The organism is Dokdonella sp. (assembly GCF_044227025.1).
Classification (GTDB): domain Bacteria; phylum Pseudomonadota; class Gammaproteobacteria; order Xanthomonadales; family Rhodanobacteraceae; genus Dokdonella_A.
On record NZ_JBGAFX010000007.1, the window covers coordinates 257,690 to 269,783 of the forward strand.

10 protein-coding genes are annotated in these 12,094 nt (G+C 68.1%); 5 read left to right on the forward strand and 5 right to left on the reverse strand.

Annotated features, from left to right (window positions below; all coding sequences use genetic code 11):
• Positions 1-174 precede the first annotated feature (174 nt).
• From ACILRJ_RS16880 to ACILRJ_RS16890, 3 genes are all read left to right on the forward strand, one after another.
• Positions 175-990 carry an MOSC domain-containing protein gene (locus tag ACILRJ_RS16880; protein ID WP_395684374.1) on the forward strand — a complete coding sequence of 272 codons (816 nt, stop codon included), beginning with the start codon at positions 175-177 and terminating at the stop codon, positions 988-990.
• A 131-nt stretch (positions 991-1,121) separates the two neighbouring features.
• Positions 1,122-2,759 (forward strand): 4Fe-4S dicluster domain-containing protein, encoded by a 1,638-nt coding sequence (locus ACILRJ_RS16885; protein ID WP_395684375.1) that lies wholly within the window; start codon positions 1,122-1,124, stop codon positions 2,757-2,759.
• A 270-nt stretch (positions 2,760-3,029) separates the two neighbouring features.
• The gene (locus ACILRJ_RS16890; RefSeq protein ID WP_395684376.1) at positions 3,030-3,323 is read left to right on the forward strand and encodes a GIY-YIG nuclease family protein; all 294 of its coding nucleotides are present in this window, start codon (positions 3,030-3,032) and stop codon (positions 3,321-3,323) included.
• A 679-nt stretch (positions 3,324-4,002) separates the two neighbouring features.
• On the opposite strand, the gene ACILRJ_RS16895 is transcribed toward ACILRJ_RS16890, so the two are convergent.
• From ACILRJ_RS16895 to ACILRJ_RS16905, 3 genes are all read right to left on the reverse strand, one after another.
• On the reverse strand, positions 4,003-5,313 hold the full coding sequence (locus tag ACILRJ_RS16895; RefSeq protein ID WP_395684377.1) for a hypothetical protein: 1,311 nt from the start codon (positions 5,311-5,313) through the stop codon (positions 4,003-4,005).
• A gap of 35 nt (positions 5,314-5,348) precedes the next feature.
• Positions 5,349-5,606, reverse strand: a complete 258-nt coding sequence (locus ACILRJ_RS16900) for a hypothetical protein (RefSeq protein ID WP_395684378.1) — start codon at positions 5,604-5,606, stop codon at positions 5,349-5,351.
• A 205-nt stretch (positions 5,607-5,811) separates the two neighbouring features.
• The gene (locus ACILRJ_RS16905) at positions 5,812-6,876 is read right to left on the reverse strand and encodes a phospholipase A (protein ID WP_395684379.1); all 1,065 of its coding nucleotides are present in this window, start codon (positions 6,874-6,876) and stop codon (positions 5,812-5,814) included.
• A 230-nt stretch (positions 6,877-7,106) separates the two neighbouring features.
• Here ACILRJ_RS16905 and ACILRJ_RS16910 point away from each other — a divergent pair, with 230 nt between their 5' ends.
• Positions 7,107-7,535 (forward strand): hypothetical protein, encoded by a 429-nt coding sequence (locus tag ACILRJ_RS16910; RefSeq protein ID WP_395684380.1) that lies wholly within the window; start codon positions 7,107-7,109, stop codon positions 7,533-7,535.
• Between the two features lie 110 nt (positions 7,536-7,645).
• Here the strand turns inward: ACILRJ_RS16910 and ACILRJ_RS16915 are convergent, their stop codons facing one another.
• Together ACILRJ_RS16915 and ACILRJ_RS16920 are read right to left on the reverse strand one after the other, a co-directional pair.
• On the reverse strand, positions 7,646-10,030 hold the full coding sequence (locus ACILRJ_RS16915; protein ID WP_395684381.1) for a protein kinase domain-containing protein: 2,385 nt from the start codon (positions 10,028-10,030) through the stop codon (positions 7,646-7,648).
• 86 nt (positions 10,031-10,116) lie between these two features.
• On the reverse strand, positions 10,117-11,460 hold the full coding sequence (locus ACILRJ_RS16920; RefSeq protein WP_395684382.1) for a hypothetical protein: 1,344 nt from the start codon (positions 11,458-11,460) through the stop codon (positions 10,117-10,119).
• 96 nt (positions 11,461-11,556) lie between these two features.
• Between ACILRJ_RS16920 and ACILRJ_RS16925 the strand changes: the two genes are divergently transcribed.
• On the forward strand, positions 11,557-11,886 hold the full coding sequence (locus ACILRJ_RS16925; protein ID WP_395684383.1) for a hypothetical protein: 330 nt from the start codon (positions 11,557-11,559) through the stop codon (positions 11,884-11,886).
• The last annotated feature ends 208 nt before the right edge of the window (positions 11,887-12,094 follow it).

Genomic DNA, 12,094 nt, shown 5'->3' on the forward strand with positions numbered 1-12,094 from the left:
CACCGTTCGTGCCGGATTGCCAACAACCGTGCGCGTCGGATGCCGTCAACCATTCGCGTCGGATGCCGTCAACCATTCGCGCCGGATCCCACCAACCGTTCGCGCAGAGCGCAGCGGCCGCAGGCCGCGGAGTCGAAGCGCGCGCTCGCGAGGCGGTCCGGGCATACTCCGCACATGACTCCGAACCTGTCCGCGATCAACCTGTTTCCGCTCAAGTCCGGCGCGCCATTGCCGCAGCAACAGGCGACGGTCGAGCCGCGTGGGCTTGTCGGCGATCGGCGCTGGATGGTGGTCGATGCGGGCGGCAAGTTCGTGACCGGGCGCGAGCTGTCGCGCCTCACGCTCGTGCGCGCGACACCGGACGGCAACGCGTTGCAACTCGCAGCCCCCGGCATGCCGGCACTGCACGTCGCGGCGCCGGACCCGCGCGGCGCACGCATCGACACCGCGGTGTGGGGCGCCGACGTGACGCCGTTGCTTGCCGACGCCGCCGCGCATGCGTGGCTGTCGACGTTTCTCGGGGCCGACCTGCGCCTGGTGCACATGGACGACGCCTGCACGCGCCGCCTCAAGGCGAAGTACGACGGGCGCTATGGTCGCGACGAGGACGTGGTCAGTTTCGCCGATGGATTCCCGCTGCTGCTGATCTCGCAGGCCGCGCTCGATGCACTCAATGCGAAGCTCGCGCAGCCGGTGCCGATGTTGCGCTTTCGCCCGAACCTCGTCGTCGCCGGCAGCGCCCCGCATGCCGAGGACGGCTGGCGCTGCATCCGCATCGGCGGCATCGAATTCGAAGTCGCCAAGCCGTGCACGCGCTGCGTGTTCACCACGGTCGACTTCGAGCGCGGCGAGCGCGACTCCGCCGGCGAACCCCTGCGCACGCTGACCACCTATCGACGCACACCCGACGGCGTCACCTTCGGCCAGAACCTGATCCCGCGCGGCGGGGGTACCCTGCGAATCGGCGATGCGGTCGAGGTGCTTTCGTAGAAGCCGACCCTCTGGGCGAGTGACTCGCGCACGCCTCCCTCGGGGGCCGGGGCCGGACCTGCCCCGCCGTTTGCCGCCCCCGCGCCGAACCCGGACAATGGCGCACCGACGCAGTGCCAGGGAGCCAGCCAATGAGCGAACGCGACATCATGGAATACGACGTCGTCACCGTCGGCGCCGGCCCGGCCGGGCTCGCGTTCGCGATCCGCCTGAAGCAGCTCGACCCCGACATCCGCGTGTGCGTGATCGAGAAGGCCTCCGCGGTCGGCGCGCAGATCCTGTCCGGCGCGGTGATCGAGCCGGAACCGCTCAACGAACTGCTGCCCGAGTGGGGCAGGAACCCGCCGCCGATCTGCGTGCCGGTGACGAAGGACGAGTTCTGGTACCTGCGCGACGCAACGCGCGCGACGAAGTCGCCGATGACGCCGCCGCAGATGCACAACCACGGCAACTTCATCGTCTCGCTCGGCGCGCTGTGCGCGTGGCTCGCGCCGCAGGCCGAAGCGCTCGGCGTCGAGATCTATCCGGGCTTCGCCGCGGCGGAACCGTTGTTCGACGACAACGGTGCGGTGTGCGGCGTGCGCATCGGCGACATGGGCGTGGCGAAGGACGGCACGCACAAGAGCGGCTACACCCAGGGCATCGACATCAAGGCGCCGCTGACCGTGCTCGCCGAAGGCTGCCGCGGTTCGCTGAGCAAGCAGCTCATCGCGAAGTACGCACTCGACAAGGACTGCGACCCGCAGACCTACGGCATCGGCATCAAGGAACTGTGGCAGTTGCCGGCCGGTCGCGCCGAACCCGGCAAGGTCATGCACACGCTCGGCTGGCCGCTCAACACGCGGACCTATGGCGGCAGCTTCATCTACCACCTCGACCAGGATCGCGTCGCGATCGGTTTCGTCGGCGGACTCGACTATTCCGATCCGCTGTTCCGTCCGTGGGAAGCGTTCCAGCAGATCAAGAACCACGCGCTGGTCAAGCCGCTGCTGGATGGCGGCACGATCGTCTCGGCCGGCGCGCGTGCGCTGGTCGAAGGCGGTTACCAGTCACTGCCGAAGGTGGAGATGCCGGGCGCGCTGCTGATCGGCGATTCGGCCGGCCTGCTGAACGTGCCGAAGATCAAGGGCACGCACCAGGCGATCCGCTCGGGGATGCTCGCGGCGGAACATGTCGCCGCCGCGAAGACGAGCACGGGGTGGGACGCGAAGCTGCGCGCCTCGCGCGTCGTCGCGGAGCTGAAGAAGGTGCGCAACATCCGCCCCGGCTTCAACCAGGGCCTGTGGCTCGGCCTCGCCAATGCGGGCTGGGAAACCGTCACCCAGGGCCTGTCGCCGTGGACGCTGAAGAACCACGCCGACTGGAACTCGCTGCACATGCTCGATGCGACGACGGCGGCGACGCAGCCAGGACCGAATGCGCCGTCGGACGAGCAGCCCGCCTATGTCGAACGCACGCTCGCGCCGCGCGATCGACTCGCCGGCGTGTACTTCGCCGCAACCGAACACGACGAGGACCAGCCGGTCCACCTCAAGGTCGCCGACACCAACATCTGCATCACGAAGTGCGTCGAGGAATACGGCAACCCGTGCCAGCGCTTCTGCCCCGCCGGCGTCTACGAGATCGTCGCCGACGGCGCCGGCAGGCGCCTGCAGATCAACGCCGCGAACTGCGTGCACTGCAAGACCTGCGACATCAAGGATCCGTACGAGATAATCACCTGGACCACGCCCGAAGGCGGCAGCGGTCCGAACTACCAGAACCTGTGACGGTGTTTCGATTCGCGGAGCTGCGCACCGCTGCGCTCAACACGAACGGGTTCAAGGACCGTTCGCACGAAACCTCCTCGCCCTGAGCGTAGGCCGTCTGCCTTTCCGTTCGCCCTGAGCGCTGGCCGTCTCCCTTCCCGTTCGCCCTGAGCGCAGGCCGAAGGCCGGAGTCGAAGGGCTCTGTCCATAATCGAACCCCGGTTTCGGCACGGACCAGCAACCCTTTTCGCGCTACGCTCACGACAGGAAGATTCGGGGCGAAGGAACGTCGTGGCTTTCACCGTGTACATTCTCGAGTGCGCCGATCGCAGTCTGTACATCGGCCACACCGACGATCTCGACGCGCGCATGCAACAGCATGACGCCGGCACCTGCGGCTCCTACACCGCGACGCGGCGTCCGCTGACCCTGTTGCATGCCGAAGCCTTCGAGACGCGCTACGAGGCGCTCTCGATGGAACGCAAGCTCAAGGGCTGGAGCCGCGCAAAGAAGCTCGCCTGGGTTCGCGGCGACTGGGACGCAGTGCACGACCTCGCGAGAACGGCGCAACGAAAGCGGCGATGACGCTTCGACTCCGCAGCCTGCGGCTGCTGCGCTCAGCGCGAACGGTCAATGAAGAGAATCCGTTCGCCCTGAGCACAGGCCGAAGGCCGGAGTCGAAGGGGCTGTTCCAGACATTGCGCAACGCGCCGGTGTTTCGACTTCGCGGAGCTCCGCTCCGCTGCGCTCAACACGAACGGCTTGAAAGAATCCGTTCGCCCCCGGATCACGTTCGGGGCAGGCCTGAGCACAAGCCATCTCCCTTTCCGTTCGCCCTGAGCACAGGCCGAAGGCCGGAGTCGAAGGGGCTGTTCCAGACATTGCGCCACGCGCCGGTGTTTCGACTTCGCGGAGCTCCGCTCCGCTGCGCTCAACACGAACGGCTTGAAAGAAATCCGTTCGCCCCCGGATCACGTCTGGGCAGGCCTGAGCACAAGCCATCTCCCTTCCCGTTCGCCCTGAGCGCAGGCCGAAGGCCGGAGTCGAAGGGGCTGTTCCAGACATTGCGCAACGCGCCGGTGTTTCGACTTCGCGCAGCTCCGCTCCGCTGCGCTCGACACGAACGGCTTGAAAGAAATCCGTTCGCCCTGAGCGCGAGCCCATCCTTCCGTTCGCCCTGAGCGCAGGCCCGCAGGGCCGAAGTCGAAGGGTCGCCTGGTTCGACTGCGCCCAGCACAAACGGTTTTCGGACGTCGCTACGCGATCAGGGGAGGTAGTCGATCGTCACCGCGATCGGCTCTGGCGGTGGATCGATGCCTGTCACGGCAGGTGCATTGGGCGGCGCTGAATACGCCGTACCCGTGATCTGCGTGGTGTAGGCCGCGCACGCGGAGGCATTGTTGGAGCGGCTTCCGGGTGTGGGGTTGTTCAATACGGTCGCACCGGTGCGCGGGATGTAATAGAGCTTGTTCAATTGCCCCAGTGCGAGCACCCCACCCGGATTGACTGTGGTGGTGACGACGAGAGCCGGGCCGCTGCAATCGGTACTCGCGTAGGTCGCGGTGCCCGATCCGCCGACCGTACCGCCGGCATCGATCTGCATGATGTAGCTCTGCGGCGATATCAGCGCGACCGCTCCCGAGTAGCCGCTGACGTTGATCGGGTACAGCGGACTCGTGAGCAAGGTGCTCGCCGTGCCGTTGATCTTGACGATGTACTTGCCGCTGCCGGCCGGACCTGCTGGACCTGCCGGCCCTGCCGGCCCCGTCGCACCTTGCGCACCGGTCGCGCCCTGCGCGCCGGCGGGACCTTGTGCCCCCGTTGCACCGGCAGGACCTTGTGCCCCCGTCGCACCGGCAGGACCCGGCGGACCGATGGCACCTTGCGCGCCGGTCGCACCGACTGGACCCGCGGGACCTTGCGCACCCGTTGCACCGGTCGCACCCGCCGGACCTTGTGCACCCGTAGCGCCCTGCGGCCCGACCGCACCGGTCGGACCCGTGTCACCGATCGGACCCGCGGGTCCCGACGGTCCAATCGGACCCGCCGGTCCTGACGGTCCAATCGGGCCCGCCTCGCCCGTTGCGCCGGTTGCGCCCTGTGCACCGGTTGCGCCTTGCGGACCTGTCGGGCCCGCGTCGCCGGTGGCACCCTGTGGACCCGCCGGACCCGCCGGCCCGGCTGCACCTGCAGGACCCGCAGGACCCGCAGGACCGGCAGGACCCGCCGGTCCGACATTTCCGTTCAATGCGAATTGCGCGATTGGCGCCGTCGCAATCGGCTGGCGCGCTAGCACTGCGCCGTTGATGCTGACTTCGATCCAGCTCTGCTCGTTGTCGAACGCACCGGCGAATGAAAGGTTGATGCTGAAGATGCCATTCACCACCGGCCATGCGGGCTCGGAAATCGTTGCCCCGATCTGGTTGCCACCCGTCGCGGCATCCCACAGCGAGAACGTCATCGCGTAGTTGCCGTTCGCCGGATAGCCGTTCTGCTCGAGCTTGCCTTGGTAGTTGAATTCGGGCGTCTGCGGAACGGCGAGCACGGCCTGCGCGAAGGACAAGCCGAGGGCCATTGCAAGGATGTTTTTCCTGGTGCGAGAAAGTGATTTCATTTTTTGCAGGCCCCTGAGCTGGTTTCGAATCCGGATCGGAACAGTCTGTCGTCGGTCGACGGCGTGGAGGAGAGGAAGCCCGACTCCAGGACGAACTCGCCGTTGCCGACGAGGCCGAGCACCGGCTGCCCGATCGCGGAGAGCAATCGGTAGCAGTTGTCGGAAATGAAGCCGCCGCCATTGGCGACGAGGCTCTGGCGCATGACGAAGACGTCGCCGGCGGGCACCGCTGACGTGAAGGCGGTTCCGAACACGGCAACCGCGGCGCACACGACCGCCCGCCGTCGCCGCAAGGCAACTTGCTGTGAATGCATGAAGATCCCCTGTTTCGAGAACTGCGAACCCCGGCACAGAATGCAATGCAGACTGCGCGTACGCGAGCATACGGGGATCGAGGCGCGACAACAATGACGGCGCGCCACCTTTACATCTTTGGACGCGCGTCGGACCGCAGCGCGCTCAATACCAATCCAGCAACGACAGGCCGACGCCGAGGTAGGTCGCCTCGTGGTTGTAGTCGATCAGGCTCTCGCCGTAGCCGTGGAACAGTTCGACGTAGCCGCGCAGCTTGCCGTCGATCGGCACGCTCCAGCTGAAGCGCGCCGAGCCGCGGTTCGCATCGCCGCCACGCAGCGAGTGGCGCAGCGTGAGCCCGAACGTCTGGTTGTTCCAGTTGCGCAGCAGCGTGACCTCGCCGCGACCGACGTGGTCGGCGATGTCGGGATTGTTGTCGTCCCCGCGCGACTCGGGAATGCGCCACCACGGGCGCAGCATCAGCGTCCAGTCGCCGCGCTCGAAGCCGATGTCGGCGACGATGCGGTTCCAGCTGCGCGAGTACGGATCGCTGCGGCCGTTCGACTGGTGGTTGATGCCGATGTCGAGCAGGCGCAGGTTCCAGCCGAGCAGCTCGTGGCTGGTGCCGTAGACGAGCAGCGCCTCCGGTTCGTAGTCGGTTTCGCGGAACGGGCGCGACTCGCCGTTGTTGTACACCTGCCAGCGCGACGATTGCGTGTAGCCCATCCACAGGTCGCCGTCGCCGAGCAGGTCCTGCACGATCTTGGTCTTCAGGCTGAACTGGAACTTCGCCTCGATGTTCTGGAGGTGCGCGGGTTCGGTCGCGGTGTTGTTCGGGTTCGGGCTGTGCGGCGCGGTGTTGAGACGGCTCGTCGCGAACACGGGCATCACGTAGACCGGGCGATAACTGCGCAGGTTGAACGTGCCGAGCTTGCTCGACGGATCGAGCTCCCAGCGGCTGTCGAGCAGCGAGCGCTGCGGGGCCGACGCCGGCACGTCCGCCACCTGGTCGGGCTGGGTGAAGACGCCGGTCGCGCGCATGTGTTCGTCGGCGGCGCGCTGCGCCTCGCGATCGTCGCGGTGCGTGGCGCTGTCGTAACAGGCGAGGCGCTGCGCATCATTGTCGATCGCAGTGCAGGCGCGGATGTCGAGCGGGTCGGGGGTCTGCGCGGACACCAGCGACAACGGCACGATGGCCGACAGCGCCAGCAGCAGGAAGGGACATTTCATCGACGGAATCCAGGGCGGTGGAAGGGGCGGCGCGATGCGAACGTGCGGCGACTGCACATGGTACGGGATCGGTCAGGCACGGCGCATTGACGCTGCACGGGTGCAGGCGTAGCGTCGGGTCCAATCTCCTGCGGCCCGTTCAAGCGCGGCCGGCGAGTGCCGGCGCTCCCCGACCGCTTCCTTCCAGCCGGCAGTGACGGGCCGCTTTGCGTCCGACAAGGGAGAGCGTCATGCATCGTTCTATCCGCGCCACCGTTCTGACTGCGCTGGCTTTCGCCATCGCAATGATCGCCTTCGCCCCGCGCAGCGCCAGCGCCGCGGAACCCGGCAAGGCGCTCATCGGCATCTACCATGTCGCGCCCGGCAAGCACGTCGAGTTCCTGAAGTGGATGGCGGCCCGCGATGCGGTCGACAAGGCTGCCGGCGTGCCGCAGGCGCAGTGGTATGCGCACACCGATGGCGACTCGTGGGACTACCTCGCGGTCGGGCCGGTGCTTTCGGCAGAACAGCAGAAGAAGGTGGATGACGCATCGCGCGCCAAGGGGCTGTCCATCGGCGCGAAGGCGAGCGTCGAATTCCGCCAGTTCATCACGTCGCATACCGACACGAACGTGGTCGGGCCGATGACGGCGACCGAACTGGCCGCCGAGGTGCAATAGCCCCCGCTTGCCCGGCAGATGGAGTTCGCTCCGCTGCCTTCGTACGCGTGCAACCCGCCGGCGCGGCAAGCATCTGCCGCGCCGGCCATGTGCGGGAATTCGGATCCGCGTCAGCCGCCGGCAGCGACGGATGCGCCCTCGCAGGCGGCCGGCCAGGCCTTCGCGGGCCAGCGCTTCCAGCCGCCAAAAGCCTGCGCATCCTGCAACGCTTCGCGCAGTCGTGCTTGCGCCACCTCGCCGGGCTGCACGCGGCAACGCGCGTAGGCTAGCGCGGCTCGTTCGAAGCGTGCGTTCGGGCCGTCGGGCTTGTCGCTGCGCGCGCGCCAGTCGAGCACGGCCTGCAGGCGTTCGATCGCGTCGGTCCATTGTCCGGCGGCGAGACTCGCGATCGCGCGGTCCGAGCGCAGGGTCCAGCGGTTGGGATGATCCTCGCCGGCGCCGCCACTGCCCGCGAGCAGGGCATCGAGTTGCGCGATGGCCTCGCCGGTGCGGCCTTCCAGCGTCGCCAGCGTGGCGCCATGCGAGAAGATCACGACCAGCCACGAGTCCTGCGCGCCGTACCAGGCGCGCGCCTCGCGCAGCACCGGATCGAGCACTGTGCGTGCCTCGGCCAGCTTGTTCTGGTCGTACAGCACGCGCGCGAGATAGGTGCGCATCGGGAACACGCTGTAGGGATCCTCGAAATGCTCGCGCTGCGCCACCTCGAGCGCTTCGCGCAGACGCGCCTCAGCGGCGGGCAGCGCGTCGTTGTCGCGCATGTCCCAGGTCGCGATGTTGGTCTGCGCGGCCAGGTAGCCGACCACGCCTTCGCGCGTGTGCAGCAGCGGCCGCGAAAGTTCGACCGCGCGCTCGTAGCCGGAGCGTGCGCCTGCAAGATCACCCGCCTCTTCGGCCAGCATCGCCGACTGCTGCAGCAGGGTGATCGGCAGATACGGGTCGGTGACGCGACCGGCATCGACGATGGCAAGCGCCTCGTCGACATTCTGCCGCGCGAGCGCCGATTCGCCGATCAGGATGCGGTTGCTGGCCAGCTCACTGAGCGCGTGCGCGAGCTGGTTCGCATCCGGCGCCGGCAGGCCGTGCAGCAGGTCGATCGCGGCCACATAGGCGTCGCGCGCCTCGGCATTGCGACCCAGGTAGCCGAGCGCATCGGCCGCCGCGAGCAGCATCGTCGCGCGCGTCGCCGGCGCGCGCGCGGTGTCGTCGCGCAGATTCTTCACGCTGCGGTCGAGCAGTTCGCGCGCGCTGATGTCGCCGCGTTCGGTATCGGACGGCTTCGCGCTCTTGAACAGGTCGCCGAAATAGCCTGCGAGCGCCTGCGCGCGGTCGCGTTCGCGCTCCGTGCGGTCGAGCTGGCGGTCGAGCGCGAACAGGTGGTAGCCGATGAATGCACCGGCGAGCGAGGCCGCAGCCAGCCACGGCCAGCGCCGACGCACGAACGCGCGCGTGCGGTAGCCGCGCTCGCCGCGGCGCGCTTCCACCGGTTCGTGCGCGAGCCAGCGGCGCAGGTCGTCGGCGAACGCATCCGCGCCGACGTAGCGATCTTCCGCGCGCTTGCGCAGCGCCTTCATCACGATCGCATCGAGGTCGCGGTCGATGCCGGGCGCACGCCGCGAGGGCGGCAGCGGCTGCTCGCGCAGGATCGCCGCAAGCAGGGCGGACTGGTCGCGCACGTCGCCATACGGCGAGGCGCCGGCAAGCACTTCGTACAGCAGCACGCCGAGTGCATACACGTCGCTGCCGACGCCGCTCGCCGCATCGCCACGAACCTGCTCGGGCGCGGCGTAGCGCAAGGTCATCTGGCTCGGGCCGGTGCTTGTGATCGCGTCCTCGCCGAGCAGGCGCGCGACACCGAAGTCGAGCAGCATCGGCTCGCCGTCGCTGCGCACGAGGATGTTCGCCGGCTTGAGGTCGCGATGCACGACGAACTGGCGATGCGCGTAGGCGACCGCCGCCGCGACCTTCGCCAGCAGGCGCACGCGCGCGGCGATCGGCAGCGCGTTCGTCTCGACGTGCCGGTCGATGCGTTCGCCGTCGACGTACACGGTGGCGAGGTACGGTGCGCCGTTCGCGTCGCTGCCGCCATCGACCAGCGCGGCGATGTTCGGATGCGCGAGTCCGGCGAGGATGCGCCGCTCGCGTTCGAAGCGGCGGCGGTCGTCCTCGCCCCAGCTTGCGTGCACGATCTGTTTCAGCGCGACCTGCTGCACGGCGTCGCCGAGGCGGCGCTCGGCCAGCCACACGCGGCCCATGCCGCCGCGTCCGAGTTCGCGCAGCAGCGTGTAGTGTGCGAGTTCGGGCGAAGCCGCGCCGTCGCCGGCGCGGTCGAGCAGGGCCAGCGGCTGATCCATGGCGGCAACCTGCGCGCGCAGGTCGGCCGCGAATGCCGCATCTTCGCTCGCCAGCGCGTCCAGCCATTCCTCGCGCGCCGCCGGGGCGAGGTCAAGCAAGGCGAAGTACGCGTCCTTGCGGCGCTGGTAGTCGCTGTCGTGCATGGCCTTCCCTCAACCGCGGTCCGGCATTGTAAGCCGGGCGTGCCGGCCATCGAGACGCGAACCGGAGCAGCGGAGCGGACTCCGTTCTATTCGAACCCGTCGGCGAACAGGTAGTTCGTCTCGATGCGACCGACGAGATAGTCCTCGCCCGCATTCGTGCCAAGGCAGTCGGCATCGGCCTTGCCGACGAAGGTGGGGCGGCCCTGCCACTGCGTCATGCGATGCAGATACTGGCGTGGCGCATTGGTCTGGCAAGCAGACGCTTGCGGCTCGAAACGCGCGAGGCGAACGCCACCACCGCCGAACGCGCTTTCCAGTCCATCGCCAGCGGCATCGCGGCCGATGCGCACGAGCGCGAAGTACTCACCATTGGGCGCGCCGCTGGCGATGTCCATGGCGGTGTTCCCGTACAGCACGCGGCCGCCCGCGAGGACCTGCACGCCGGGATAGCTCACGCCGCCGTTGAGCAGGCTGGTCGATGCCGGGATCGGCAGCGTGACGTGCGTGACCGTGTCGCCGCGAAACACGTCGATGCCGGCGCGCAGGCCACTGCCACCGTTCGGAGCAAACCGGGTTACCGCCATCGCCACGACACCATCGCGGACAAGGCGTGCAGCGCCGGGATAGTGGCCCGGCGTCGCTGGCCCGAGCAGCCGATCATTCTGCGCGAGCGTGTTGCGATCGAGGGTCAGGCGACAGGCGCCATTGCCGCTGGAGCCGAATACCCACAGCGCTCCCTGCGAAGCGTCCATGGCGGTGCTGGCCACCCAGCAGTCCACCTGCTTCGCCGCGCGCACGTGTCCTGCCGCATCGAGCACGGCAGCGAATGCCTTGACCACGGAGTTTGGCAGGGTGACGAAACCGGTCACGACCAGATCGCCGTTGGCGAGCACGTTGAGCCCGACCGGCACCTCGTCCTTGGCGAGGCCGGCGATGTACTGGTCCAGGTCCAGATCCACCACGCCGCCGACGCCGAAGCCTACAACCGGCAAACCGGTGTCGCGCCCGACGCGCAGCAGGCGCAGGTTCTGCTCGCCGGAGCCATCGGTGATGACATGGGCGATCACCGCATCGCCCGTCGGCAGGCATACCGCCGGTGCGTAGCTCACATAGGCGGAACTGCCGTCGAAATCGAAACTTTCCTTGCCGTCGCCGCTGAAGGACGGGTCAAGTTCGCCATTCGGCAACAAGCGGTTGGTGACGATGCGGCTGCCGCCGGATGCGGAACCGACAACGACGAAGCTGCCGTTCGGACCAGGGCAGCCGACGCGCGCGGAATCGCCATTGCCATTCGGGCCGATCTGCCCCTGGAAGCCGTAGTGCTGCATGCCGCCAACGCCAAATGCAGGGTCGAGCGGGCCACTGTGCGCCTGCAAGGGCGGCGCGCCGAAGAGTGCGGAAAGGAGCAGGGAAAGGACGAGGTACTTCATGCGGGCGGCCAAGGCAGGCGCGGGGTTCGCGCCCCTTGCAGTACGCAGGAAGCACGCGATTTCTCCGGCCGGGATGGGCGCTGCTTTTGCCCGCGATTGCCGGCGATCCACCGCGTACCACCACGACGGCAACGGCAACCTCACCGCGATCGACGAACGATCAACGGCACCACCCGCCACGCCACGCGCCACTACGACGCATTCGAGCGCCTCGACGCCGACACCGACGTGCATGGCAAACAGGCGGTCTATGCCTACGACGCGGTCGGCAACCGCACCCAGCTCAGCAGCGACGGTGCGACCACGCTGTGGGGCTACAACGCCCTGAACCAGAATGATGCGGTCACGGTGCCTGGGCAGGGGACGACCGCGCTGGCTTACTTCCCAAGCGGCAAGCTCCATGTCCTTACTCGGCCCGATGGATAGACCAGCACCACCGAATACGACACCGCCGGACGCATCCAGTCGATCGTCCACGCCAAGGCCGGCAGCGGGATCGCGCACGCGGCGTACGCCTACGACGCCAACGGCAACCGCACCGAACAGAAGGAAGCGAACGGCGCCGTCACCGGCAACGCGGAACAACGCACGACCTACACCTACGACAACGGGGATCGCCTGACCGACACGCAGA